The sequence below is a fragment of the Bacillus sp. EA-CB0995 genome (assembly GCF_055814245.1).
Genome location: NZ_CP169269.1, coordinates 1,263,831 through 1,290,182, shown reverse-complemented (window position 1 = coordinate 1,290,182; position 26,352 = coordinate 1,263,831). Strand labels below are relative to the sequence as shown.

The window sequence follows — 26,352 nt, the reverse complement described above, 5'->3', positions numbered from 1 at the left end:
GAACGGTCACTGAAGGAGAGAGAACATATGAAACAACCACTCGCGCATCGAATGCGTCCGACCAATATTACAGAAGTTATCGGACAAGAACATTTAGTGGGCGAAGGCAAAATTTTATGGCGGATGGTACAAGCAAAGCATCTACAATCAATGATTTTATACGGACCTCCTGGAACAGGAAAAACATCCATTGCAAGCGCCATTGCCGGCAGCATCGGTATGCCTTTTCGCCTATTAAATGCCGTTACTCATAATAAAAAAGATATGGAAGTTGTTGTCCAAGAAGCAAAAATGCACCGACACCTTATCTTAATTTTAGATGAGGTACATCGATTAGATAAAGGAAAACAAGATTTTCTTCTTCCTCACTTAGAAAGCGGACTCATTACATTAATCGGGGCAACAACAAGCAATCCATTTCACGCAATTAATTCCGCTATTCGGAGCCGTTGTCAAATTTTTGAGTTACACGCTTTAACAGAAGAAAATATTTTACAAGGATTAAAACGCGCTTTAACAGATGAGGAAAAAGGACTAGGAGAGTACAATGTAACAGTAACAGATGAAGCTCTGCTTCATTTTGCAAACGCATCGGGCGGTGATATGCGCTCTGCTTATAATGCGCTTGAGCTCGCTGTCTTATCTAGCTTTACAACAAATGAAGAAACAGTAGAAGTCTCACTTGAAATAGCTGAAGAATGTTTACAGAAAAAAGTTTTGTACACGACAAAGGCGGCGATGCACATTATGATGTATTGTCAGCTTTCCAAAAATCAGTTCGCGGAAGCGATGTAAATGCAGCCCTTCATTATTTAGCCCGCCTTATTGAAGCTGGTGACATGCAAAGTATCGGCAGACGATTACTTATTATGGCATACGAAGATATCGGGCTTGCAAACCCACAGGCTGGGCCGCGTACGCTGGCTGCCATTGAATCCGCAGAACGCGTTGGCTTTCCAGAAGCTCGTATTCCGCTTGCAAATGCAGTCATTGAACTATGTTTATCACCAAAATCAAATTCAGCATATAAAGCACTCGATGAAGCCTTACATGATCTTAGAAATGGACACACAGGCGATGTCCCCTCCCATTTAAAAGATAGTCACTATAAAGGCGCTGAAACGCTCGGTAGAGGTATTGGTTACTTATATCCGCACGACTATCCAAATGGATGGGTTCAACAACAATACTTGCCAGATAAAATAAAAAACAAACAATACTATAAACCAAAGAAAACAGGAAAATTTGAACAAGCACTCGCTTCTGTTTATGAAAGATTGCAACATTCGTATAAAAGTGAATGAAAAGGGTAATATAAGCGAAAACGACATGAAATATGGGGGTTTCGCAATGAAAATGCGCCAAGATGCATGGACTGGAGAAGAAGATTTACTTCTAGCAGAAACCGTTTTACGTCATATTCGCGAGGGCAGCACCCAATTAAAAGCATTTGATGAAATTGGCGATCAATTAAACCGAACATCCGCCGCTTGCGGCTTTCGTTGGAATGCAGAAGTTCGGCAAAACTATGAAGAAGCTGTACAAATTGCGAAAAAACAGCGAAAAGAATTGAAGCGGATACAAGCAACGGAGCAAAAACAGCAAATATCACGCTTGAAACCGAAGAAAAGTGTCATAATTGATGCTGAGTTTTCAGAAGAACTCAGCATCAATCAACCATCACTTACGATGCAAGAGGTAATCTCATTTCTTCAAAACATTGAACAAAACAATCCGCGATTAGAGAAGTTACAGATTGAAAACGAAACATTACATCGGCAGCTCGAAAAACAGCGAAAAACACATCAAGAATTAGAGAAAAAGCTTGAAACGTTGAAGAAGCAACAACAATCTGTACAAGAAGACTATGAAACACTTGTCAGAATTATGGACCGCGCTCGCAAGCTTGTTATATTAGACGAGCCGAAAGAGCAAATGGCACCGATTTTTAAAATGGATCAGAACGGAAATTTAGATATTGTTTCACAATAAAAAAGAGAGATGCATAAGCACCTCTCTTTTTTACTCTTGTCCCACACGTTTTACTTCTATAGCCTTCAAACGTTCACGTACAACATGACTTGCCATAATTAAGCCAGCCACAGATGGAACGAATGCGTTAGAGGACGGTGGTAATTTCGCTTTGCGAATTTTTGCGTTTTCATCTGGAACGATTTCTTTACGAATATCTTCACGAATCACAATCGGATTTTCGTCAGAGAATACAACTTTCACACCTTTTTTAATGCCCTCTTTACGAAGCTTCGTACGAATGACCTTTGCAATTGGATCTGTATGTGTTTTGGAAATATCAGCAATGCGGAAACGAGTCGGATCCATTTTATTTGCTGCACCCATACTTGAAATGATTTTAATTTTACGTCGCAAGCACTGTTTAATTAAATGAATTTTGAACGTAATTGTATCAGATGCATCCACTACGAAATCTAAACCATATTTAAAGAACTCTTCGTATGTTTCATCTGTATAAAACATTTCTAATGCGATAACTTCGCAGTCTGGGTTAATATCAGCAATACGCTCTTTCATTAGTTCTACTTTCGAACGACCCACAGTAGAAAGTAATGCATGGATTTGACGGTTAACATTTGTAATATCGACAACGTCTTTATCAACTAATACAAGACGACCTACGCCAGAACGCGCTAACGCTTCTGCTGCAAACGAACCAACGCCGCCAATTCCTAAAATACCAACTGTACTATTTTTTAATATTTCAATACCTTCTTTTCCGAAGGCTAATTCATTACGTGAAAATTGATGTAACATGCGTTCTACACTCCTATTACAAAAATGGTCTACCATGTATTCTAGCGTTTTTCCGACTATTTGTATAGAAAAAGTTATATACTCAAACAAAAAATCCTAGATGGAATTAGTATGTCCATCTAGGATTCGTTCTTACTTCTCTTCTTTTACTTTTAATTGTAAGTAAAGCTCTTCAAGCTGTGCATCTGCAACTGGGCTTGGCGCTTCTGTTAATAAGCAGCTTGCGCTTGCTGTTTTCGGGAATGCAATTGTATCACGAAGGTTCGTACGACCTGCAAGCAACATCACAAGACGGTCTAAACCTAATGCGATTCCTCCGTGCGGCGGTGTACCATATTCGAATGCTTCTAATAAGAATCCGAACTGCTCTTGCGCTTCTTCTTGCGAGAAACCAAGTGCTTTGAACATTTTTTCTTGTACATCACGCTCGTAAATACGAAGTGATCCACCACCAAGCTCATAACCGTTTAATACAAGGTCATATGCTTGTGCACGCGCTTTTTCTGGTGCTGTTTCTAATAACTCTACATCTTCACGGAACGGCATTGTGAATGGATGATGAGCTGCGAAGTAACGATCAGCATCTTCATCATACTCAAGAAGCGGCCAATCTGTTACCCATAGGAAATTAAATTTGCTTTCATCAATTAACTCAAGTTCTTTACCTAAGCGTAAACGAAGTGCTCCTAAGCTATCTGCAACAACGCTCTTCTTATCAGCAACGAATAATAATAAGTCACCAGCAGTTGCTTCTAACGTGCTCATAAGTACATTTGCATCTTCTTCGTTAAAGAATTTTGCGATTGGACCTTTTAAGCCGTCTTCTTCAACTTTTAACCAAGCTAACCCTTTTGCTCCGTACACTTTTACGAATTCTGTTAATGCGTCGATGTCTTTACGAGAATATTTGCTCGCTGCACCTTTTGCATTAATTGCTTTTACTTGCCCGCCGCTCTCTACAGCACTTGTGAACACTTTAAAACCACAGCCTGCTGCAAATTCTGATAGATCAATAAGCTCCATCGCAAAGCGTGTATCTGGCTTATCAGAACCGTAGCGAGCCATTGCATCTGCATATGTCATGCGCGGGAACGGTGCATGAATCTCTACACCTTTTGCTTCTTTCATTACTTTTGTCATCATGCGTTCCATCATTTCTAGAATTTCTTCTTGTGTTAAGAATGATGTCTCAATGTCGACTTGTGTGAATTCTGGCTGACGATCTGCACGTAAATCTTCATCACGGAAGCAGCGTGCCACTTGGTAGTAACGTTCAAAACCGCCGACCATAAGAAGCTGCTTAAATAACTGTGGAGATTGCGGAAGTGCATAAAATTCTCCTTCATGTACACGGCTCGGTACTAAGTAATCACGAGCTCCTTCTGGTGTGCTTTTCGTTAAAATCGGTGTTTCTACTTCTAAGAAATCTTCACTATCTAAGAAGTTACGAATTGTTTTTGTTACATCGTGACGCATTTTAAATGTGTTGTACATAGCAGGACGACGTAAATCTAAGTAACGATATTTTAAGCGAACGTCTTCTGATGCATCTGTATCATCTGTAATCATAATTGGCGGTGTTTTTGCTGCATTTAGTACGTTTACTTTCGTAGCTTGTACTTCAATACGCCCTGTTGCCATATTTTCATTGATTGCACCAGCCGCGCGTTCAACAACTGTACCTTCTACGTGCAGCACATATTCACCGCGAATCGTTTCTGCTACTTCTAGCGCTTCCTTCGAAGTCTCGGGACTAAATACGACTTGCACGATACCTGTACGGTCACGTAAGTCAATGAAAATTAATCCACCTAAATCACGGCGCTTTTGTACCCAACCTTTTAATTGAACCGCTTGTCCAACTGCTTCTACTGTTACTTTTCCGCATGCATGCGTTCTTTCAGCCATTTCCTTTTCCCCCTATAGAGACTTTTCTGCTACGTACGAAGCAAATACATCTAACGCAACTTCTTCTTGTTCGCCCGTTGCCATATCTTTTAAATTGATAATGCCTTTTTCTAATTCATCATCACCTAATACAGCTACATACTTTGCACTTAGACGATCCGCTGATTTAAACTGCGCCTTCATTTTACGATCTAAGTAATCTTTCTCAACCGCTAAGCCAGCCTTACGAAGGTCAAAGACAATTTTCGCAGCATGATCTTTCGCTTTGTCACCAAGCGCTACAACATAACAATCAATGTGATGAGCAAGTGGTAATTCAATATTCTCAGCCTTTAACGCCATAATTAAACGTTCAATACTCATCGCAAAACCAATACCAGGCATTTCTGGACCGCCGATTTCTTGTACAAGTCCGTTGTAACGACCACCGCCGCTTAACGTCGTAATCGCTCCGAAACCTTCTGCCTCACTCATAATTTCAAATACAGTGTGCTGATAATAATCTAAACCGCGCACAAGGTTTGGATCTTTCTCAAATGGAATGCCCATCATTGTTAATAATCCTTGTACTTTTTCATAGTACACACTTGATTCTTCGTTTAAGTACTCTGTTATAGACGGTGCTGTGCTCATCAATTCATGATTGCGATCTTTTTTACAATCTAAAATACGAAGTGGGTTTTTCTCTAAACGAGATTGGCAATCCGAACAGAATTCCCCAATGCGAGGCTCAAAGTGTGCAATTAACGCATCGCGATGTGCTTTACGGCTCGCTGCATCACCTAAGCTATTTAAAACAACTTTTATATTCTTTAAGCCCATGCCGCGGTAAAACTCAACAGCAAGTGCAATTACTTCCGCATCGATTGCTGGATCATTACTGCCAATCGCTTCAATACCAAACTGAACAAATTGACGGTAACGACCTGCTTGTGGTCTTTCATAACGGAACATCTGTCCGATATAATATAATTTTGTTGGCTGCGTAGCGTCACCGAACATTTTATTTTCTACATAAGAGCGTACAACCGGTGCTGTACCTTCTGGACGAAGCGTTAAGCTGCGCTCTCCGCGATCTTCGAATGTATACATTTCTTTTTGCACGATATCCGTTGTATCACCAACACCACGTAAAAATAATTCTGTGTGTTCAAAAATTGGTGTACGAATCTCTTTATAGTTGTAACGACGACAAATTTCACGTGCTTGTCCTTCAATATACTGCCATAGTTCCACAGTACCAGGAAGGATATCTTGCGTTCCGCGTGGGATTTGAATAGACATATTCAGTTCCTCCTCATTTTTTCAATAATAATAAAAATAAAAAAACTCCCGCCTCTACTGATTCTACAGTAGGGACGAGAGTATAATACCCGTGGTGCCACCCTAATTGAAGCACGTATGCTTCCACTTTTTTAATAACGCTTAAATTGCGTTCAATCTCTACTAAGCACTAAACTGTTCAAGACGAAACCTACAGAGTGTCATTCGATCAGTCATCATGTAGAAATGTTTTCAGCCCCGGACATTTCCTCTCTTTTCATGTGTCTCTCATCTACTCTTCTCTATCATCGGTTTATACCATATGTAACTGTAATAAAACGAATTTGTTTACTACTATACGGTTATTCACAAATGTTGTCAAGGTTCTTAAGAACGGCCAAGATGTTTCTTTAATGTTTTCACATCTTTTAAAGAAAGCCCAAATTCAGAAGCAAGTTCAAGCGATGTATTTTCCTGTTCTTTTGAAATAAACTCATGGAAATTCACATTAAACAATTGATTCGCTCCGTTAGTAGCAGCGTTTCCTTTCTCATTCATACGCATATGTATATCCCTCACATTCAATAGTGGAATTCTAATGACTAGTGTTCCATATTGATCGACGAGTTATACTTACGAATGAAACGACTACCTTTTCATGCTTATTTTTCGTCTAGCAGCAGTATTTCCTCAATTTCAAAATAAAAAAGAGAGAATATATTTCTATATCCTCTCTTCATTCCTTCTTATTTACTCTCTACAATCAACGTCACCGGACCATCATTAATTAACTGAACGTCCATCATCGCGCCAAATTTTCCTGTTTCCACATGCAACCCTTGTTTGCGAAGTTCTTCGTTAAAGAAATCGTATAAACGTTCTGCATAGTCAGGTTTTGCTGCATCCATAAAGTTTGGGCGTCTTCCTTTTCGGCAATCTCCGTATAACGTGAACTGTGAAATGGAAAGAACTTGTCCACCAACGTCTAATACAGAATGGTTCATTTTCTCGTTTTCGTCTTCAAAAATGCGTAAGTTTGCAATTTTTTCAGCGATATACGTTGCATCTTTTTCTGTATCTTCATGGGTGATTCCAACTAAAAGTGTTAAGCCGAAAGGAATTTGTCCTACAACTTCACCTTTTACTGTTACAGATGCTTCTTTTGATCGTTGTAAGACAACTCTCATATATATTCACTCCTAATTAATGCATCATGCGGCGCACCGCATAAATTTCTGGAACTTGTTTAATGCGCTCCACAACTTTTTTCAAATGCTGTAAATTACGAATAGAAATAGACATATGAATCGTCGCCATTTTGTTGCGGTCGCTTCTTCCTGAAACAGCCGAAATGTATGTTTTCGTTTCTGTTACAGCTTGCAATACTTCATTTAGTAAACCGCGGCGGTCATATCCTGAAATTTCAATATCAACGTTGTATTCAATTTCTTTTTCTGGGCTGCCTTCCCACTCTACATCCAGCAATCTTTCTTGCGCTTCTTCTGTATGAACATTTACACAGTCTGTACGGTGAATCGATACACCGCGGCCTTTCGTAATATAGCCAATGATGTCATCGCCTGGAACTGGATTACAACACTTTGATAAGCGGATAAGCAAATTATCAGCACCACTTACTTTCACACCAGAATCCCATTTCCGAATTTTCATCGGTTTCCGAACTTCTTTTACTTCCGTTATTTCTTCTTCACGTTGCTTACGGAATTTATCTGTTAAACGCGTTACAATTTGCGATGCGGTAATGCCGTTATAACCAACAGCGGCAAACATGTCCTCTTCGTTCGCAAAATTAAATTTCTCAGCAACACGTTTTAAGTTATCAGATGCTAATACTTCTTTCATTTCATACTCAAGGCCTCGCACCTCTTTTTCAACAAGCTCGCGACCTTTTTCAATATTCTCATCACGGCGCTGCTTTTTGAAAAATTGACGAATTTTATTTTTTGCATGCGATGTTTGAGCTAATTTCACCCAGTCCTGACTTGGACCGTATGAATGCTTAGATGTTAAAATTTCAATGATGTCACCTGTTTTTAACTTATAATCAAGAGTCACCATCTTACCGTTTACTTTTGCACCAATCGTTTTATTCCCTATTTCAGAGTGAACACGGTAAGCAAAATCAATTGGAACAGAGCCAAGCGGCAATTCCATTACATCTCCTTTTGGTGTAAAGACAAACACCATATCAGAGAATAAATCAATTTTTAAGGACTCCATAAATTCTTCAGCATTCGAGGCTTCATTTTGCCATTCTAAAATTTGACGGAACCATGTTAATTTTTTCTCAAGCGTTCCTGTTGTGTCAACCGCTTGTCCTTCTTTATATGCCCAGTGTGCTGCGATTCCATATTCTGCAATTTCGTGCATTTCTTTCGTGCGAATTTGCACTTCAAGCGGATCGCCTTTCGGTCCAATTACTGTTGTATGCAGCGACTGATACAAGTTTGCTTTTGGCATTGCAATATAATCTTTAAAACGGCCTGGCATCGGTTTCCAGCACGTGTGAATAATACCTAGAACTGCGTAGCAATCTTTAATACTATTTACGACAACACGAACAGCTAACAAATCATAAATTTCATTGAATTGTTTATTTTGGATTGCCATTTTACGGTAAATACTGTAAATATGCTTTGGACGACCAGAAATATCCGGTTGAATCGCCACTTCTTTTAACTTGTCACGAATTTCTGTCATAACTTCATCTAAATATTCTTCACGTTCGGCACGCTTGCGTTTCATTAAATTGACAATACGATAATATTGCTGCGGATTTAAATAACGAAGCGCTGTATCTTCTAGTTCCCACTTAATCGTATTAATTCCGAGTCTATGTGCTAATGGTGCGAAAATTTCCAATGTTTCATTTGCAATGCGACGCTGCTTTTCTTGTGGTAAATGTTTCAGCGTACGCATGTTATGAAGACGGTCAGCTAGTTTAATTAAAATCACTCGAATATCTTGCGCCATTGCAATAAACATTTTTCGATGATTTTCTGCTTGTTGCTGCTCATGTGATTTATATTTAATTTTCCCAAGCTTTGTGACACCATCAACAAGCATCGCAATCTCTTTTGTAAATTCACGTTCAATATCTTCTAACGTTACCTCTGTATCTTCTACTACATCATGCAAAAAGCCTGCAGATACAGTAGACGGATCCATTTGTAAATCAACTAAAATACCTGCTACTTGAATCGGATGAATGATATATGGTTCTCCTGATTTTCGGTATTGCTCACTATGTGCGGCACGCGCAAATTCATAAGCGCGCGCAACAAGATCAATATCATCATCTTGTAAATATTGCCCTGCTCTCTCCAGTACCTGTTCAGCTGTTAGTACTTGTTCATTCGCCATCTAATCACCTTTTATTAAAGATTAATAATCTCTTTCCTTGCCAATTAGAATAATTTTTATTTTACCATTATAACGTAATGATTGTGAATTGTGAAAAGGAAAAGATTTTACAGACATTTCACTTTACTTTTTCGATAAATATATAAAAGTACCCGATCCTCTCAAAGAGATTCACGGGTACTCCACATGCCGCCCTGTTTACAATTAATATTTTTCTAATACTAATACGTCATAACCGTCTAACACTTTACGGCCATCTAAGTAAGTCAACTCTACTAAGAATGCAATCCCTGCAACAACACCGCCAAGTTCTTCTACTAACTTAATTGTCGCTTCGATTGTTCCACCTGTAGCTAATAGGTCATCTGTAATTAATACTCGTTGACCAGGTTTGATGGCATCTTTATGAATTGTTAACACATCTTTACCATACTCTTTACCATAATCTACTTTAATTACTTCACGTGGTAATTTACCTAATTTACGAACTGGTGCAAAACCCACTTCTAATGCGTAAGAAACTGGACATCCAATAATAAAACCACGAGCTTCTGGTCCTACTACAAGGTCGATATTTCTTTCTTTTGCATACTCAACAATTGCATCCGTTGCTGCTTTATATGCTTTTCCATCATTCATTAAAGGTGTGATATCTTTAAAGACAATACCTTCTTTCGGATAATCCGGTACAATTGCAATATGTTGCTTGAAATCCATATTTATGAATCCTCCTCAAATATAAAAGAATTGTAAATACAAATCCTTTACCCTAACTGTTCTACTTCTTTATGATTACGAATCGTTTCAAACCATGCATATAATTGCTGATATGTGCTATAAACCAGTTCCTTTTCTAATTGTAAGTGGTTTATTTTCTCACGATACGTGTTTGATTCGGTTAAATCGCGCTTTTTCATTTCTTCCGCCATAAAAATGACGCCGTCTTTTATTGTAACAAATTCTAACTCAAAAAACACCTGTGTCATGAAATTTACTGTGTCTTTTGACCAACCTTTATGACGACAAAGTTTCTCTCCGTATTGTCGAAGAGAAAATGGTGCTTTTTGATGTAAAAATGAATAGTACCATTTAAAATGTTCCCTCGTTGGAACCGTACTGAATAAATGATTATTTTCTTGATAAAAAACTGTATAGATACGGTCTGGAAATCCTTTTTCACATATGCGCTTTAAATCCTCTGTCGCATTTGGTAAATCAAGAACAACAACATAACGCCCTTCTAATGTGGTCACATCTTTGGCGTGTACGAGATAATCTGTATACGCTTCTAAAGAAAACTTTTGCAATGCTTCTTCCTTAAAATACACGATTGTCAGTTTATCACGTGAAAGATCAGCTAGATTTGCTTCTACATTGCGCATGCTGCGCCAATCAAATAATTGCCAAGCTTCTACAGCAATATCTTGAATCATAATTTGTGGTTTACGGAAATTATTCCATTCATTAATAGAAGCTTCTCCAACGATCGACACGTGCGCTACAGGAGAAATTTCTTTTGCAAATGCACCAAAACCAAAACCAACGCTATCTAATGTTGCTTGGCCATCACGAAGTGTCATTTTCAAATGCGAACCATCAGAACCAATTGCACGAATACTTTCAAGACCTGCACCTTTCACAGCGATACGCGGCTTTGGGTTTCCAACACCAAACGGGGCAAGCTTTTGCATTTCTTCAATTGCAGCAAGCGTTACATCTTCCACGTCACACACTGCATCTACTACAGTGACTGGAATAAAATCTTCATCTGATAGCTGAACCGCAGCTTGCTCGTTTAAGCGTCGACGCAGTTCACTAACGTCATTCATACTAAGAGTCATACCAGCAGCCATTGGATGCCCGCCAAAGTGCGGTAAAATGTCCCGGCAATCTGATAAATTGGCATACAAGTCAAAACCTTCAATACTACGAGCTGATCCTTTTGCAGTCCCTTTTTCGGGATCAATACTTAGCACAATTGTCGGACGATAAAAACGATCTACGAGCTTTGAAGCAACAATCCCAATTACACCAGGATTCCAACCTTCTTTTGCAAGAACTAATACTTTATTCTCTTCTGGTGGATAATGTGCTTCCACTTCCGCAATCGCTTCTTCCGTAATTTGCTTTACAATATCTTTTCGCAATTTGTTCAGTTCATCAATTTCTTGTGCAAGTTCTTTTGCTTCTTCTACATCTTCTGACAATAGTAAATGCACAGCTGGCGTTGCATCTTCTAATCGCCCAACTGCATTAATGCGCGGTCCAATTGCAAACCCAACACTCTCTTCTGTAATCTCACCTTGCGAAATATTAGCAACTTTGAACAGTGCTTGTAATCCTACTCGCTGCGTTGTTCGCAATTTTTTCAGTCCACGCTGCACGAGTAGGCGGTTTTCACCATAAAGAGGCACTAAATCAGCTACTGTACCAATAACTGCAATTTCTAATAAATGTTCTGGCACACTCCCAAGCAAAGCATGAGCAACTTTAAACGCAACCCCAACACCTGCCAAGTAATGAAATGGATACACACCACCATCTAACTTCGGATGAATGATCGCTAAAGCTTCCGGCAATTCTGGCGGCGGCTCATGATGATCGGTAATAATTAAATCAACGCCAAGCTCCTTTGCAACCTGCGCCTCGTGAACAGCTGCAATTCCCGTATCAACCGTAATAATAAGCGAGAAACCAGCACGGTGCGCCCAGCGAAACGCTTCTTCATTCGGTCCATATCCTTCTGTAAATCGGTTCGGAATATAAAATTCCACATCCGCTCCAAGTTCTTGCAATGCTAAAAATAAAACAGTTGTACTACTAACACCGTCTGCATCATAATCACCAAAAATTAAAATTTGCTCTCCGTTTTGAATCGCTTGGCGAATACGCTCTACAGTACGGTCCATACCTTCTAATAAAAACGGATCGTGAAATTCTTGCTGCTCTGTATTTAAAAAGTCCACAATCTTTCCTTCCGTATCTAAACCTCTATTCAATAATAGCGAGATAACAAGAGGAGACAATTGAAGTTTATTTGCCAATTGTCCTACAAGCTCCTCATTATAATACTTTTCTTTCCAACGCGTCTTCGCTTGTAACAACGAAATCACCCCTTAACCCATCCATTATACTAGACAGACTAAGGGGTGACAATAAAGTGAGACTTCTATTTTTGGAGCGCCCTTTTCCAAAAATGGTTAGTCGAACCAATCGGGCTCTTAGGGACAGTTCCTTCTCTGCATTCACTACAGCTCTACTGTCCCTAAGAGCGGGGTAAAGCGAAACTTCCTTTAGCGCTTTTTGCTAAAGGTTAGCCCCGCCAATCGGGCTCTTACGGGCAGTCCTTCTCCTTAACCTACATTAATCAGGAGAATACGGATTAATGTGCACGAAAACATTTTGCACATTGTCTTGCTGCATGAGCACCTCTTTCACATGTTTACCAATGCGATGTCCATCTTCTACCGTAATGAGCGGATCGACAGACACTTTAATATCAACAATAACATAGTGCCCATGCTCTCTAGCATATAGCGAGCCTATTTTCTTTACTCCTTCCACTTGCATAACGGCTTCCCTCATCGGAACGATATCTTCCTCATGAAGTACATGATCCAACGTTGTATGAATCGCTTCTTTTCCAATATCCCAAGCCATTTTTATAACGAGTAAAGATACAAATAAACCGGCAACTGGATCGGCATATACAAGCCAATCCACCCCCATTTTACTTCCTATAATCGCCGCACCAATCCCAATTAAAGCCGCAAATGATGAAAATACATCCGAACGATGCTCATACGCGTTTGCAATAATGGCATCACTATTTATCCTTTTACCTAACTCATATTTGTAGCGAAACATCCCTTCTTTCACAACAATAGAAAGAAGCACAGCAATAACAGTAATCCAGCGCGGCGGCTCTAGCACTTGTGTAAAAGCTTTAATAGAAGAGATAACAATTTCAATTCCGACAACAAATAAAAGAACAGCTACAATAATCGCTGAGATAGATTCCGCTTTTCCATGTCCATATGGATGATCGTCATCAGGCGGTTGCTTTGCTGCCCGCAGTCCAAAAAGGACTGCTAACGAGCCAATGACGTCCGAAGCAGAATGAACAGCATCTGCCATAAGTGCCTTACTATTCCCAACATATCCAATAACCGCTTTTATAATTGCGAGCATAATATTACCGACAATTCCAACAATCGCTCCAAATTCCGCTTGTTTAAAACGTTCATCTTTTTCCATAACCGAAATCCTTTCTTTCGCCAACCTACACTTTATTTTATCCCCGAACAAAAAAGAAATGCCTACAATGAGGCATCTCTTTTTATTCAAACTTAAGTGACTTTAATTATACTTGCGGTTCAGACGTATTCACTTTAACTTGCTTCTGACCTTTTCCTTTTTTCAAGCGACGGCTTTCAAGCATCAACCAAATTTGGGATGCAACGAAGACAGAAGAATACGTACCAACAATTAAACCGACAAACAATGCAATTGAGAAGTTACGCAATGACTCACTGCCGAAAATTAATAATGTAATAACAGGTAGTAACACTGTCATGACCGTATTAATAGAACGACCAATCGTTTGACGAATACTCGAGTTCACAATCTCTTCTAAATCACTTACAGTACGAATTTTTTGTTTCTGTTTGTATAACTCACGGTTTCGGTCAAACGTAACAATTGAGTCATTAATAGAGTAACCGATAATCGTTAACACCGCTGCAATAAACGTCAGATCGACTTCTAGGTGAAGCAAGCTGAACACAATGATAATGAAGAATGCGTCATGTAACAGTGCTAATACTGCCGATAGCGCATATGTGAAGCGGAAACGAATACTCACATATAAAATGATAATAACTGATGCAATTAACACTGCAATAAGTGCATTTCGCGCAATTTCTTTTCCAATTGTCGGAGAAACTGTACTTACGTTTGGTTCTGTACCATATTTATCATGGTAGAATGTTTTTACTTTCGCAATATCATCTTTTGATAGTACACCAATTGTACGAACAGCAAATCCTTTATTATCATTACCTGTCGGCACGATATCTTCTTTCTTCACATCTATGTTTAAATCATGTAACTCTTGTTGTACTTGTGAAACCGTTATGGATTGATTTGTTTTAATGTCCATGCGCGTACCGCTTGAAAAGTCAATTCCAAGATTCAACTTAAAGATTGGTAAAATAATCGCACCTAGAATCATCACAACAACAGAGAACCAGAAAAACTTATGTCCAATATTAACAAAGTTAACACGGTCAAATTTCGTTGGTGCATGTACTACACCTTTTGATAACGGCATGACTTCCTTCGGTTTTACACCAAAGTAAGAATATTTTTTATCAAAGTAACGACTCTTAACAAGTAAGCCAAGTAAGAAGCGTGTACCGTAAACATTTGTAAGGAAGCCGACGAAAATACTTACAATTAAACTTGTCGCAAATCCTTTAACAGAGCTTGTACCGTATACAAATAAGACAGCAGCTGCCGCAAGTGTTGTAATATTCGCATCTAAAATCGTTGATAACGAACGCTGATTACCTGCGCGATATGCTGACAACATCGATTTTCCGATGCGCAGTTCTTCCTTTAGCCTTTCATATGTAATAACGTTTGCATCAACCGCAATTCCGACCCCGAGCACTAGTGCCGCTATACCGGGTAACGTTAGAACCACATGCATCCAATTGAATACGAGTAACGTTATGTAAATATATAAACCAAGCATAATTACCGCTACAAGACCCGGTAGACGATAGAATACAAGCATAAATAAGAAAATAAGAGCTATACCAATTGCACTCGCAAAAATTGTTTTTTGCAATGCCTGCTCTCCAAATTTTGCTCCAACAGAAGTAGAGTATATTTCTTTTAAATCAACAGGAAGTGTTCCGGCATTTAATAAATCTGCAAGTTGTTTTGCACTTTCTACTGTAAAGTTTCCACCAACAATAGATACTTCCGCTTGATTAAATACTTGATTGACAGTAGCTGCCGATAAATATTTAGGCTTTGGCTTCGCTGCTTCTGCCTTATAAGAATCTTTTCCTTCTTCAAAATCAAGCCAAATTACCATTAAATTTGTTGGCTGCGGCATGCTAGATATTTTTTCAGTTACTGCACGGAACTTATCAGCACTCTTTAATTTTAGACTAACGCTTGGACGGCCTTGTTCATCAAATGTTTGTTTTGCTCCATTCGTCGCTAAATCTGAACCATCCATAAGAATGTTATCATTTACATCACGAAATGTTAATTTCGCTTGCGTTGATAACACATCTCGAGCTTGCTGCTGATCTTTTACACCTGCAAGCTGCACACGAATGCGATTATTTCCTTCAATCTGGATATTCGGTTCACTTACACCAAGAACGTTTACACGTTTTTCTAGTGCACCAACCGTACTCACAAGAGTGTCGTGGGTAATTTTATCCCCTTTTTTCGCAGGTTGTACTTCATATAAAATTTCAAAACCGCCTCGAAGATCAAGCCCGAGGTTAATCCCTTTTGTAATGTTTTTTGTCGTTGCTCCAATGATTCCTCCAATTAATAACACAACGAGGAAAAAGGCAACAATTCTGCTACTTCGCTTTGCCATATGTTTCTTGTTCCTCCTTTGAACAAAGGCCCTTGTTCCAAAATTACCTCTTTATCAGTATTCATTATTATACTCCAAGAGGAAGAACAAACCAATTACAACCTATTATTTATTTTCATATTCTTCGAACGACCAAAGCGGTGCTTGATACGCCTTCATCGTTAAAAATGTCATGTACTCGTTAGCTGTTAACGTTAACACATCATTTACAAGCTCATACAATCTGACATCACTAGCTACTTTTTTCCACTTTCGGGTCTTTAAACATTTCCAAACGTCTTCCGTTGTAACGCGCTCATAGCCGAGCATTTGAAACTCTTCTACTTTACTTTCTAAGACGATTCTTAACTGTTCCCGGTATGCTTCTATTACCTCTTCTTTTCCAACCACTTCCAGCTCATCTCCTTCTTATCTCACGTTCCTTATTTCAAATGCTTGTCATGCTTGCCTTATAGATGCATATAAATTATTGTAAATCATTCCACTGATTTTGAGAAGGTAGGAGAAAACTATGACGAAACAAACCTTTTTACGAGGTGCTTTTATTTTAATGTTAGCTGGATTTATCACGAAAATATTAGGCTTTATTAATCGCATTGTAATGGCACGTACTTTAGGAGAAGAAGGTGTTGGATTATATATGATGGCTGTTCCAACATTTATATTAGCTATTACCATTACGCAAATCGGTCTCCCAGTTGCCATCGCAAAACTGATCGCTGAAGCAGAGGCTACACATGATAAGCAACAAGTAAAAAAATATTAACCGTTTCATTAGCTATTACCTCAGTCATTAGTATTCTATTAACAGCCGGAATTATGCTTCTGGCACCTTTGTTAGCAGAAACATTACTAACCGATAAACGAACCTATTATCCATTAATCGCTATTTTACCCGTTGTACCTGTTATTGCAGTTTCCTCTGTGCTTCGTGGTTATTTCCAAGGAAGACAAAACATGAAACCGAGCGCCTACGCACAAGTACTAGAACAAGTCGTTCGCATTACAATTATCGCAGTATGCATACGCTTTTTCTTACCATATGGAATTGAATACGCTGCAGCGGGGGCAATGCTATCTGCCGTGCTCGGAGAAGTTGCTTCTCTTTTATTTCTATTAACATTGTTTCAAAAAGAAAAACATCTTTCTATTCGATCTCATTTTATAGGTACTGTGAAAGAAAGCAAAGACACCTTTTATTCTTTAATGGATATTGCACTTCCTACAACTGGAAGCCGCTTAATCGGATCCATTTCTTATTTTTTTGAACCAATTGTTGTCATGCAAAGTTTAGCAATGGCCGGAGTTACAGCCTCTATCGCAACGCAGCAATACGGTATATTAAATGGATATGCATTTCCACTTTTGTCTCTGCCAGCTTTTATTACCTATGCTCTTTCAACAGCGCTCGTTCCTTCTATTAGCGAAGCAAATGCCAAAAAGCAGCACCGTTTAGTAGAGCGTAGATTGCAGCAAGCAATGCGCATCTCTCTTATTACAGGAGGATGGTCTGTTGTTATTCTATACATATTCGCCGCACCGATTTTAACTCTTATGTACGGTTCCGATAATGCGACCCTTTTTATTCAAGTACTCGCACCTTGCTTTTTATTTCACTATTTTCAAGGACCGCTCACATCGGTATTACAAGCCTTAAATTTGGCACGTGCCGCCATGATGAACACGTTTATTGGAGCCATTGTGAAATTACTTGTTATTTTCGTCCTTGCCTCGCAGCCAGAATTTCAAATGATGGGTGTCGCCCTTGCAATCGCAGCAAATATCGTTACCGTTACCTTGCTTCACTATGCAACGGTATTAAAAAGGATTACGTTTACTATTTATATAAAAGATTATGTATACGGATTGCTTGCCATGATCATTGCCGGAGGAGCAGGTTTCTATATGCATAAATACATTTTCTTTTCGCCTTCACTGGGTATGCAAACATTATGGGAAGTACTATTAACTACGGTACTTTATATCTTCCTTTTAATCCTCTTTCGCCTTATTAGAAAAGAAGAATTACTTCGATTACCTATCATTCGTAAATTCTCTTTTTAAAATAAAAAGTTGCTGCCTATTTCAAGAAGCAACTTTTTATTTATCTTTTAGATCAACAAAAAACTGGCCGTTTTGAAAACTACAATATGAAATGTTTTCAATATCCTTATACCCTAATTTCTTTAGTTTGTCTTCCAACCATATATCGGTATGTTCCATCATATATAAATGTTTTTGTTGAATTTCACCATCAATAATAAGCGGAACTGAAAATAATGGTGTGTCATTTTTACTCTTTTTACTTTTTTGTTTTTCAAATACTGATAATCTTCCAGACGGCTCTAAAATGGCATATTCCACATCACGTATATCACCGATACTTTGCTCACGTAATTGCATGAGCAAATCATCCATATTGTAACGCTGTTTACGCATTTGCTTCTCATCGATTTTTCCCTCACGCACGATAATAGCCGGCTCTCCTTCTAATATATGACGAATACGCTGACTTTTTAACGAAACAAGGGATAAAGCAATTTGGATGACCATAATAAGCACCATTGGAACGAGTTGATGCCAAATGGATTTATCCATATTTTCAATCGCAATAACCGCCATTTCACCCAGCATAATAAAAACGACTAAATCCAAAACACTCAATTCCCCAATTTCACGTTTTCCCATTAGACGAAAAATAATTAACATCACACTGTATAAGATAATTGTTCGAAAGACAATTTGAAGTAGTTCCATCTTTCATTTCCTTTCTCCTTTCAATTTCTATATATTAGTTTCCCCGTACAAAAAGAAACTAGTCTAACTTAGCAAAACAGGAAATATGCTTGTATTAGAAAGGAGAGATGCTCTATGGATGGAACGAAAAAATTATCAATTGCAGTTGGATTCGGCATCGTTACCTTACTTATCTTCGCTTGCCTAGCAAGTATCATCATTGCTTTATTATTGAAGTTTACAAACATAAATGAAGGAACTTTATCCATCGCACTTATTGTCCTCGCAATTGTGTCGACAATAATCGCTGGATTTGTTGCTGGGGTAAAAGCACAAGGAAAAGGATGGTTTGTCGGTGCATCCACTGGAGTCGTATTTGCCATTCTCGTATTTCTTGTAAATTATTTAGGCTTTTCATCGGCGTTATCAAAGGTACAGCTTCTATATCAACTTGTGATTATTGCAGCAAGTACAATTGGGGGCATACTCGGAGTCAACATTGGTAAGCGTACAACATATTAAAAAAAGCTGTCCTAAAAGTAATACTTTTGGGACAGCTTTTTTCATTAGCTTTTTACAATTTCACGAATCGCACTGCGATCAAATGTAAGGTGTGAACCACCAGATTTAATCACAATTGTTGTATCAGTTACAGATTCAATTGTACCGTGCATGCCGCCAATTGTTACGATTGCATCACCTTTTGACAGTTCGCTTTGCATTTGTGCTACTGCTTTTTGACGCTTTTGTTGCGGGCGAATTAATAAGAAGTAGAAAATCGCAAACATCGCAACGATCATGATAATATTCATCATACCTGGATTCATCTTTTATTCCTCCTTAATTATTATGTATTAGAAATTTTTAGCATTGGGTTTATTAAAGCCATACTGTTCAAAGAACTCATCACGGAAGTCTCCAAGACGGTCTTCACGAATAGCTTGTCTCACCTGCTCCATTAATTTTAACAGAAAATGCAGGTTGTGATAAGACGTTAAACGAATTCCGAATGTTTCATCACATTTCATTAAGTGACGAATGTATGCACGTGAATAGTTTTTACATGTGTAACAATCACAATTTGGATCAAGCGGGCCAAAGTCTTTTGCAAATTTTGCATTTTTTACAACTAAACGACCTTCACTTGTCATACATGTACCATTTCGCGCAATACGAGTTGGAAGTACACAGTCGAACATATCGATACCACGAATTGCACCGTCAATTAACGAGTCTGGAGATCCAACACCCATTAAATAACGAGGCTTATTATCTGGCAGAAGTGGTGTTGTAAATTCAAGCACACGATTCATAATATCTTTCGGTTCTCCAACAGATAAACCACCAACTGCATAACCCGGGAAATCCATTGAAACAAGGTCGCGTGCACTTTGGCGACGAAGTTCTTCAAACTCTCCGCCCTGTACAATACCAAATAGACCTTGATCCTGCGGACGCTGATGCGCTTTTAAACAACGCTCTGCCCAGCGGCTCGTACGCTCTACTGATTTTTTCATATACTCAAATGTCGCTGGAAACGGCGGACACTCATCAAATGCCATCATAATATCAGAACCAAGTGCATTTTGAATTTCCATTGCCTTTTCTGGCGATAAGAATAATTTATCTCCATTTAAGTGATTGCGGAAATGAACACCTTCTTCTTCAATGCGGCGGAAGTCACTTAAACTAAATACTTGGAAGCCACCAGAATCTGTTAAAATCGAACGATCCCAGTTCATAAATTTATGTAAACCGCCTGCTTCGCGTACAATTTCATGACCAGGACGAAGCCATAAATGATACGTATTACTTAAAATAATCCCCGCATCCATTGCTTTTAATTCTTCTGGCGACATTGTTTTTACTGTCGCAAGTGTTCCTACTGGCATAAAAATTGGCGTTTCAAATGAACCGTGCGGTGTGTGAACGCGGCCTAAACGTGCTCCTGTTTGTTTACATGTTTTAATTAATTCATAACGTATTGCTGTCATATAGTTACTCCTTTTTATTTCTTCTCTACTTTAGAGTGAGATGCAACAAACATCGCATCACCGAAACTAAAGAAACGATACTTTTCTTTTACCGCTTCATTGTACGCATGAAGAACATTTTCTCTTCCTGCAAATGCACTCACAAGCATGATTAATGTTGATTTTGGCAAGTGGAAGTTTGTAATTAAACCATCGATTGCTTTAAATTCATATCCTGGATACATGAAAATATCGGTCCAGCCAGAAGCTGCGCAAATCTTACCATTATTGTCTGTTGCAATTGTTTCAAGCGTACGCGTTGATGTTGTCCCAACAGTGATAATACGGCCGCCTTCTTGTTTTACACGATTTAGCAAATCTGCTGTTTCCGCCGACATATGGTAATACTCTGCGTGCATATGATGTTCTTCGATTGTATCTGCAGAAACTGGTCTAAATGTCCCAAGTCCAACATGCAGTGTAATAAACGCTAAATGAACGCCTTTTTGCTTCAGTTGTTCTAATAGCTCTTCTGTAAAATGAAGCCCCGCTGTTGGCGCTGCTGCTGAACCAACTTCGCGTGCAAATACCGTCTGATAACGGTCACGATCTTCAAGCGTTTCTTTAATATACGGAGGAAGCGGCATTTCACCAAGTTCATCTAAAATCTCATAGAAAATACCGTCATACGAAAATTCCAGATGACGACCACCTTGTTCACCAGTTCCGACACATGTTGCTTTTAGTTTTCCCTCACCAAAAGAAATTACCGTTCCTTCTTTCACACGTTTCGCAGGTTTAACAAGCGTCTCCCAAGTATCTCCATCTTCTTGCTTTAATAAAAGCACTTCAATATGTGCACCTGTATCTTCTTTTACACCATGCAAACGAGCAGGCATCACTTTCGTTTCATTTAAAACTAAGCAATCACCCTCATGTAAATAAGAAAGAATATCAGTAAAATGTTTATGCTGAATCTCACCCGTTTCACGATCTAACACCATTAATCTTGATGTTTCACGTTCTTCAAGCGGTGTTTGTGCAATGAGTTCTTCTGGTAAATGAAAATCAAACAGATTAATATCCATAACTATGTTCACCTATTTCTATTTAAATCGATTTATAACATACATAATAAAAGATAATACAATACTTATCACAATACACGTAATGATAGGAAAATAAAAGGTAACGTTCCCCTTTTTCACAAAAATATCGCCTGGAAGTCTTCCTATAAACTTCCAAGCTAATCCAACAACAACCAAAAGGATACCAGCCGTAATAAGCAGCTTTGACATATCCATCATACTTGCGGCATCTCCATTCCGAAATGTTCATATGCAAGCGGTGTAACAATGCGGCCCCTTGGTGTTCTTTGCAAGAAGCCAATTTGCAGTAAGTACGGCTCATACACATCTTCAATTGTATGAGATTCTTCCCCAATCGTTGCTGAGACTGTTTCTAACCCAACTGGACCGCCGCGAAATTTTTCAATAATACCAAGCAATAATTTATGATCAATATGATCTAGTCCAAGTTTATCTACTTGCAGTAGTTCAAGTGCCATTTGTGTAATATCCATCGTAACAGTTCCATCACCGCGCACCTGCGCAAAATCACGTACACGGCGCAGTAAACGGTTCGCAATTCGCGGTGTACCTCGTGCACGCCTTGCAATTTCTAAGGCAGCCAACGAATCAATTTCAACTTCAAACACTTCTGCTGTACGTTCTACAATGGCTGATAACTGATTAACTGTGTAATATTCTAAACGAGACAATACACCGAAACGATCTCGAAGCGGTGCAGATAACGCACCTGCACGCGTCGTTGCACCAACTAGTGTAAACGGAGGTAAATCGAGCCGAACAGAGCGCGCTGTCGGACCTTTTCCAATTACAATATCAAGACAGAAATCTTCCATCGCTGGATATAATACTTCTTCAATTGAGCGATGTAAACGATGAATTTCATCAATGAATAAAACATCACCTGGCTGAAGCGCCGTTAATACCGCTGCTAAATCACCTGGTCGTTCAATTGCCGGTCCTGACGTTGTACGAATATTAACGCCCATTTCATTCGCAATAATATTTGCTAATGTCGTTTTCCCAAGTCCTGGCGGTCCATACAATAAGACGTGATCTAACGTTTCTTCACGCATTTTTGCCGCTTCAATAAATACTTCTAAATTATGTTTTGCTTTATCTTGCCCAATATATTGACGGAGCGTTTGTGGTCTTAACGAATATTCTAAGTCCACATCTTCATATGCGGATTCTCCCGAGACAAGACGTTCGTCCATTCTACTCACCTCTTACCATTTAGTAAAAGACTAAGTGCCTTTTTAATATATTGATCCGTCGTAAGTGACTCTTTTAATAGTTCTGGCACGACGCGAGACACTTCTCGCTCTGCGTATCCAAGTGCTCTAAGTGCTTCCAGTGCTTCATCAAGCTCCGCAGATGTTCCTTTCTTCTCACCGAAACGCTCTGCATCTGAAAATAAGTCAACAAAGGCATCCGGCACAACATCTGCCAATTTCCCTTTTAAGTCTAAAATCATTTGACGCGCTGTTTTCTTTCCAACACCCGGGAACTTCACTAAGAATTTTTCATCCTCATGTTCAATCGCTTGCACAACCTGCCCTGTTTGACCAGAAGCTAGAATCGCAAGGGCACCTTTTGGTCCAATCCCCGATACACCTAAAAGCTTTGTAAATAACAAACGCTCTTCACGCGTTTTAAATCCGTAAAGGGCCATGATATCTTCTCTTACATAATGATATGTATATACGCGAAGTTCTTGTTCACTTCTTTGGAATACATACGGATTTGGAGTAAAAATTTGATAACCAATTCCTTTATGGTCAAGAACGATATATTCCGGTCCTACATATTCCACATAACCTGTAATATATTCAAACAAAACTGTATCTCTCCCTCTCAAATCATGTATTCCATTTTAACATAAATAATGATATAAATGCGAGATTCCCCCAACAAATGTTCTCTATTCTATTTTGTCATTTTCATATTGACAGAGCACCTTCAAAAAATTAATATTGCAAAATGATTTTAGAAAAACAAAAATAAGAAACAGCCGTAGCTATTTTAAGCTACGACTGTTTCCATTACTCCTAGAATACTGCTCCATATCCTTCATTACTTCCACAAATCGCTCTTTTGATTTCACCCGAATCCCGCGCTTCAACCGTTCACGCTGATAACTCTCCATCTTTTTCATATCAATTTGAAAGAAGGAATGAATGACATTATCGGTTTCTGGCACACCGTTAAAAATTTGGAGAATCCCCTCTTTCGAAACCCCAAAATAACCGCTTGTTTTTAATAACGGTGAAATATCATCAATGCGCTTTTGTAATACAATTTGCCCATCGTCTCGATCAACAAGTTGCCACTCTTTATATTGCTCCAAAAGCTTTTCTAAATTCACGACCTTTTCCGTGAAGATTTCCTGACTCACTTCCCCGTCTAAATATGTACGCTGCAACATGATTATAATTTGAGGTTCTTGTTGCACTGCATTACCCGAACTTTCTGCCAATGCTACACTCGATTCATGATAAAAACAAAACACAGCTAGCACGATTTGCATTGCAATGATCATGAATTTCATATGCTGTCACCTCTTTTAGGGAAAATAAAAAACTTCTATTTACAGTTTGACCGAAAATAGAAGTTTTATCCCCTAGAAAAACGGCGCCGACTGTTAACCCACTTAAGCTAAGGTTCTTAGACGGAAGGAGCTAGGAGGCGAAGCTAGACAATACGAAAAACGGAACTGACTAGAATGAAGTGAAACTCCCATCAGTGGGGGGTTCTTCATCCCCCACTGATGGTTAGTTGAACCACTCGGGCGCATGCCAGCAGTTATCCCCCACCTATCTTCCTCGTTTCTTTTTGAATCTTGAGGTGGGGGGCTTACTGCCCGTTCATGCGGGATAAACAACAAAAAAGCGGAATAGGATCTTCATCCTACTCCGCTAGGTTTCTATATAATAAGAAAGACGCCTGTCATGCAGGCGTCTTGATGCGTTTACGGCGAGAGACCAGGCGGCCACATCCGCGTGTTTAGCACTTAAGCATATCTCTCGTCTTACGTAAATTAGCTCATCGCTTTGTTAATATAACATTAATCATGTAAGAAAGCAAGAAGGAAATGAATGACATCGTCATCGTTGGCTTGGAATACATAGCTATCTACACCAATATTTCCACCACCAGCGCTACGCACAACGAAATTGCTATTTCCGTTTACTTTATGTCGACCAATAGGAATATCCTTTTCCGCTTTTACTATAACATACAGAAAAAAGGTCAAAATCACGCGCTCTTATATTTAAGCTCCCAATGCGATATATTCATATTTCATATAAAAAAAGGGGAAAGGACTAGCCCTTCCCCTTTTTCATTATCGCACCACATTATTTACATTTGCACGAAGGTCTTGGAACAGCTGCGTTACGTCACGATTTAAATTGTTTGTAACTGTCCCATTTCGAAGGCTTGTGCTCAACGTGTCAACACGAGTAAACATATCTTCTTTTGCCGTTACATAGACATTTCGATTGTTAACAAGCGGTGCAACAGCTTTACGAATGTCATCTGTTAATGCTTTTTCATCTGTCCCACTGCGAGATTTTACTGCAATGACAACATCATTGCCACGCACAACAGTAGAAACACGTTCCACGTTAGGCATACCCTTTACACGATTGGTAACAGCTTCAGCTGTTTTGGAATCAGCGTTAGCAGGCGCGTTGTTCATCGTCACATTACGAGTTGGATATGGATTCGCTATTTGACCGTGATAATTTACATCACGGTAATAATTGTACCCGACGTTATCACGACGATCATGAACGTTTTGGTTAATATTGGAATACTTTACATTTCCATACTGGTCTGTTTTTGCATTGTTACGGTATGTGACATAATCTGTGGTACGATCTGTACGCGTTACATTATTGTTAGACGGATAGGTATTATCGTACGATGTACGCTGATAATTATAAGTTGCATTACGGTCCATCGCACTTTTATTTGTAGTCGTACCACATGCAGCTAAAGCACTGGTAACTAACAAAGAAGCGGCAATAAGTTTAATTTGTTTGTTCAATATGAAAACCCCCTCTGTTAGGATGAACTTTTCTTTCGAAAAGCTCCTTCTTATCATGAGTCGCAAAGGGGGTTTTTACACTGTCAGTATTTTACTTAAAAGTTTGGAGGTGCTGCTGCTAAACGACGTTTATGCTCCGAGCGGGCATGAAGACGCTCAATGATAAGGCTTTTACTTTCGTTTGTAACCACTCAACAAGTTTTTCAATTTTTTGTTCCATTTCTGCTACTTTCTTTCTCAGCAGGATTCATTTGTACTTATTTTATTATATTATCTAATCTTTTCCGAATTTCCACACAGATTTTCACAAAGAAGCCGTTCTTTATAAAAGAACGGCTCCCTGACACTCTTTTTAATTTTCCTCTTCTTCCGGATATGGTGTACCAAATACAGAAGGAGGATTTGATGGATAATACATTGTACCCGGCTGCGGTGTATACGGAATATATGGGTTTTGCTGATAAGTTTCACGCGGGAAGTATGGCATACCTGGCTGCGGGCTATACAATGTAGGTTCATCATCACAAC

Annotated in this window: 23 protein-coding genes, 2 pseudogenes and 1 other annotated feature; of the genes and pseudogenes, 4 read left to right on the top strand and 21 right to left on the bottom strand. The window is 39.0% G+C overall.

Features of this window, described 5'->3' with window-relative positions; translation table 11 throughout:
- Nucleotides 1-27 precede the first annotated feature (27 nt).
- Both ACEWFJ_RS06700 and ACEWFJ_RS06695 read left to right on the top strand, forming a co-directional pair.
- Nucleotides 28-1,304, top strand: a pseudogene (locus ACEWFJ_RS06700) (replication-associated recombination protein A).
- Between the two features lie 46 nt (nucleotides 1,305-1,350).
- Nucleotides 1,351-1,992, top strand: a complete 642-nt coding sequence (locus tag ACEWFJ_RS06695) for an RsfA family transcriptional regulator (RefSeq protein WP_473691191.1) — start codon at nucleotides 1,351-1,353, stop codon at nucleotides 1,990-1,992.
- Nucleotides 1,993-2,022: 30 nt separating this feature from the next.
- Here ACEWFJ_RS06695 and ACEWFJ_RS06690 read toward each other — a convergent pair whose 3' ends face one another.
- The 11 genes from ACEWFJ_RS06690 to ACEWFJ_RS06640 all read right to left on the bottom strand — a co-directional run bounded on the left by ACEWFJ_RS06690 (nucleotide 2,023) and on the right by ACEWFJ_RS06640 (nucleotide 16,363).
- Nucleotides 2,023-2,790 (bottom strand): tRNA threonylcarbamoyladenosine dehydratase, encoded by a 768-nt coding sequence (locus ACEWFJ_RS06690; protein ID WP_473691189.1) that lies wholly within the window; start codon nucleotides 2,788-2,790, stop codon nucleotides 2,023-2,025.
- 132 nt (nucleotides 2,791-2,922) lie between these two features.
- Nucleotides 2,923-4,698, bottom strand: a complete 1,776-nt coding sequence (gene aspS / locus ACEWFJ_RS06685) for an aspartate--tRNA ligase (RefSeq protein ID WP_473691187.1) — start codon at nucleotides 4,696-4,698, stop codon at nucleotides 2,923-2,925.
- Nucleotides 4,699-4,710: 12 nt separating this feature from the next.
- Entirely contained in the window at nucleotides 4,711-5,982 is a 1,272-nt protein-coding gene (hisS, locus tag ACEWFJ_RS06680; protein ID WP_473691185.1) for a histidine--tRNA ligase, read from the bottom strand.
- A gap of 67 nt (nucleotides 5,983-6,049) precedes the next feature.
- Nucleotides 6,050-6,279 (bottom strand) — a binding site (T-box leader).
- Between the two features lie 69 nt (nucleotides 6,280-6,348).
- Entirely contained in the window at nucleotides 6,349-6,525 is a 177-nt protein-coding gene (locus ACEWFJ_RS06675) for a hypothetical protein (RefSeq protein WP_429708472.1), read from the bottom strand.
- Between the two features lie 182 nt (nucleotides 6,526-6,707).
- Entirely contained in the window at nucleotides 6,708-7,148 is a 441-nt protein-coding gene (locus ACEWFJ_RS06670; RefSeq protein WP_090998590.1) for a D-tyrosyl-tRNA(Tyr) deacylase, read from the bottom strand.
- A gap of 16 nt (nucleotides 7,149-7,164) precedes the next feature.
- Nucleotides 7,165-9,345 carry a GTP diphosphokinase gene (relA, locus tag ACEWFJ_RS06665; RefSeq protein WP_473691182.1) on the bottom strand — a complete coding sequence of 727 codons (2,181 nt, stop codon included), beginning with the start codon at nucleotides 9,343-9,345 and terminating at the stop codon, nucleotides 7,165-7,167.
- A 204-nt stretch (nucleotides 9,346-9,549) separates the two neighbouring features.
- Nucleotides 9,550-10,062, bottom strand: a complete 513-nt coding sequence (locus ACEWFJ_RS06660; protein WP_473691180.1) for an adenine phosphoribosyltransferase — start codon at nucleotides 10,060-10,062, stop codon at nucleotides 9,550-9,552.
- Nucleotides 10,063-10,109: 47 nt separating this feature from the next.
- Entirely contained in the window at nucleotides 10,110-12,449 is a 2,340-nt protein-coding gene (recJ, locus tag ACEWFJ_RS06655) for a single-stranded-DNA-specific exonuclease RecJ (protein ID WP_473691178.1), read from the bottom strand.
- Nucleotides 12,450-12,708: 259 nt separating this feature from the next.
- Nucleotides 12,709-13,602 (bottom strand): cation diffusion facilitator family transporter, encoded by an 894-nt coding sequence (locus tag ACEWFJ_RS06650; RefSeq protein WP_473691176.1) that lies wholly within the window; start codon nucleotides 13,600-13,602, stop codon nucleotides 12,709-12,711.
- Nucleotides 13,603-13,708: 106 nt separating this feature from the next.
- Nucleotides 13,709-15,973: a protein translocase subunit SecDF gene (gene secDF / locus ACEWFJ_RS06645; RefSeq protein WP_473691174.1), complete on the bottom strand. Its 2,265-nt coding sequence runs from the start codon at nucleotides 15,971-15,973 to the stop codon at nucleotides 13,709-13,711.
- A gap of 105 nt (nucleotides 15,974-16,078) precedes the next feature.
- Entirely contained in the window at nucleotides 16,079-16,363 is a 285-nt protein-coding gene (locus ACEWFJ_RS06640; protein WP_473691172.1) for a post-transcriptional regulator, read from the bottom strand.
- A 121-nt stretch (nucleotides 16,364-16,484) separates the two neighbouring features.
- Between ACEWFJ_RS06640 and spoVB the strand changes: the two are divergent.
- Nucleotides 16,485-18,037, top strand: a pseudogene (spoVB, locus tag ACEWFJ_RS06635) (stage V sporulation protein B).
- Between the two features lie 36 nt (nucleotides 18,038-18,073).
- Here spoVB and ACEWFJ_RS06630 read toward each other — a convergent pair.
- The gene (locus tag ACEWFJ_RS06630; protein WP_473691170.1) at nucleotides 18,074-18,730 is read right to left on the bottom strand and encodes a DUF421 domain-containing protein; all 657 of its coding nucleotides are present in this window, start codon (nucleotides 18,728-18,730) and stop codon (nucleotides 18,074-18,076) included.
- Between the two features lie 114 nt (nucleotides 18,731-18,844).
- Between ACEWFJ_RS06630 and ACEWFJ_RS06625 the strand changes: the two genes are divergently transcribed.
- Entirely contained in the window at nucleotides 18,845-19,231 is a 387-nt protein-coding gene (locus ACEWFJ_RS06625) for a TIGR04086 family membrane protein (protein WP_473691168.1), read from the top strand.
- A gap of 44 nt (nucleotides 19,232-19,275) precedes the next feature.
- Here the strand turns inward: ACEWFJ_RS06625 and yajC are convergent, their stop codons facing one another.
- The 9 genes from yajC to ACEWFJ_RS06580 form a co-directional block, all read right to left on the bottom strand.
- Nucleotides 19,276-19,536, bottom strand: a complete 261-nt coding sequence (gene yajC / locus ACEWFJ_RS06620) for a preprotein translocase subunit YajC (RefSeq protein ID WP_098308015.1) — start codon at nucleotides 19,534-19,536, stop codon at nucleotides 19,276-19,278.
- Nucleotides 19,537-19,563: 27 nt separating this feature from the next.
- Nucleotides 19,564-20,703: a tRNA guanosine(34) transglycosylase Tgt gene (tgt, locus tag ACEWFJ_RS06615; protein ID WP_098308017.1), complete on the bottom strand. Its 1,140-nt coding sequence runs from the start codon at nucleotides 20,701-20,703 to the stop codon at nucleotides 19,564-19,566.
- Nucleotides 20,704-20,717: 14 nt separating this feature from the next.
- Nucleotides 20,718-21,770 carry a tRNA preQ1(34) S-adenosylmethionine ribosyltransferase-isomerase QueA gene (gene queA / locus ACEWFJ_RS06610; protein ID WP_230574787.1) on the bottom strand — a complete coding sequence of 351 codons (1,053 nt, stop codon included), beginning with the start codon at nucleotides 21,768-21,770 and terminating at the stop codon, nucleotides 20,718-20,720.
- An 18-nt stretch (nucleotides 21,771-21,788) separates the two neighbouring features.
- A complete protein-coding gene (locus ACEWFJ_RS06605) occupies nucleotides 21,789-21,989 on the bottom strand; it encodes a DUF2905 domain-containing protein (protein ID WP_098308021.1) in 201 nt (66 codons plus the stop codon).
- Entirely contained in the window at nucleotides 21,986-22,987 is a 1,002-nt protein-coding gene (gene ruvB / locus ACEWFJ_RS06600) for a Holliday junction branch migration DNA helicase RuvB (protein WP_098308023.1), read from the bottom strand. Before ruvB ends, ACEWFJ_RS06605 begins: the two co-directional genes overlap by 4 nt.
- A gap of 5 nt (nucleotides 22,988-22,992) precedes the next feature.
- Nucleotides 22,993-23,610 (bottom strand): Holliday junction DNA helicase RuvA, encoded by a 618-nt coding sequence (gene ruvA, locus ACEWFJ_RS06595; protein ID WP_473691165.1) that lies wholly within the window; start codon nucleotides 23,608-23,610, stop codon nucleotides 22,993-22,995.
- A gap of 180 nt (nucleotides 23,611-23,790) precedes the next feature.
- Nucleotides 23,791-24,321 (bottom strand): BofC C-terminal domain-containing protein, encoded by a 531-nt coding sequence (locus ACEWFJ_RS06590; protein WP_473691163.1) that lies wholly within the window; start codon nucleotides 24,319-24,321, stop codon nucleotides 23,791-23,793.
- Nucleotides 24,322-24,837: 516 nt separating this feature from the next.
- Nucleotides 24,838-25,026 (bottom strand): hypothetical protein, encoded by a 189-nt coding sequence (locus tag ACEWFJ_RS06585; protein ID WP_473691161.1) that lies wholly within the window; start codon nucleotides 25,024-25,026, stop codon nucleotides 24,838-24,840.
- A gap of 90 nt (nucleotides 25,027-25,116) precedes the next feature.
- Entirely contained in the window at nucleotides 25,117-25,824 is a 708-nt protein-coding gene (locus ACEWFJ_RS06580) for a YhcN/YlaJ family sporulation lipoprotein (protein WP_473691159.1), read from the bottom strand.
- Nucleotides 25,825-26,352 lie beyond the last annotated feature (528 nt).

Coding starts and splice junctions, on each gene's coding strand:
- ACEWFJ_RS06695 (WP_473691191.1), top strand. CDS start 1,351: ATGAAAATGCGCCAAGATGCATGGACTGGAGAAGAAGATTTACTTCTA.
- ACEWFJ_RS06690 (WP_473691189.1), bottom strand. CDS start 2,790: ATGTTACATCAATTTTCACGTAATGAATTAGCCTTCGGAAAAGAAGGT.
- aspS (WP_473691187.1), bottom strand. CDS start 4,698: ATGGCTGAAAGAACGCATGCATGCGGAAAAGTAACAGTAGAAGCAGTT.
- hisS (WP_473691185.1), bottom strand. CDS start 5,982: ATGTCTATTCAAATCCCACGCGGAACGCAAGATATCCTTCCTGGTACT.
- ACEWFJ_RS06675 (WP_429708472.1), bottom strand. CDS start 6,525: ATGCGTATGAATGAGAAAGGAAACGCTGCTACTAACGGAGCGAATCAA.
- ACEWFJ_RS06670 (WP_090998590.1), bottom strand. CDS start 7,148: ATGAGAGTTGTCTTACAACGATCAAAAGAAGCATCTGTAACAGTAAAA.
- relA (WP_473691182.1), bottom strand. CDS start 9,345: ATGGCGAATGAACAAGTACTAACAGCTGAACAGGTACTGGAGAGAGCA.
- ACEWFJ_RS06660 (WP_473691180.1), bottom strand. CDS start 10,062: ATGGATTTCAAGCAACATATTGCAATTGTACCGGATTATCCGAAAGAA.
- ACEWFJ_RS06650 (WP_473691176.1), bottom strand. CDS start 13,602: ATGGAAAAAGATGAACGTTTTAAACAAGCGGAATTTGGAGCGATTGTT.
- secDF (WP_473691174.1), bottom strand. CDS start 15,973: ATGGCAAAGCGAAGTAGCAGAATTGTTGCCTTTTTCCTCGTTGTGTTA.
- ACEWFJ_RS06630 (WP_473691170.1), bottom strand. CDS start 18,730: ATGGAACTACTTCAAATTGTCTTTCGAACAATTATCTTATACAGTGTG.
- ACEWFJ_RS06625 (WP_473691168.1), top strand. CDS start 18,845: ATGGATGGAACGAAAAAATTATCAATTGCAGTTGGATTCGGCATCGTT.
- yajC (WP_098308015.1), bottom strand. CDS start 19,536: ATGAATCCAGGTATGATGAATATTATCATGATCGTTGCGATGTTTGCG.
- tgt (WP_098308017.1), bottom strand. CDS start 20,703: ATGACAGCAATACGTTATGAATTAATTAAAACATGTAAACAAACAGGA.
- queA (WP_230574787.1), bottom strand. CDS start 21,770: ATGGATATTAATCTGTTTGATTTTCATTTACCAGAAGAACTCATTGCA.
- ACEWFJ_RS06605 (WP_098308021.1), bottom strand. CDS start 21,989: ATGATGGATATGTCAAAGCTGCTTATTACGGCTGGTATCCTTTTGGTT.
- ruvB (WP_098308023.1), bottom strand. CDS start 22,987: ATGGACGAACGTCTTGTCTCGGGAGAATCCGCATATGAAGATGTGGAC.
- ACEWFJ_RS06590 (WP_473691163.1), bottom strand. CDS start 24,321: ATGAAATTCATGATCATTGCAATGCAAATCGTGCTAGCTGTGTTTTGT.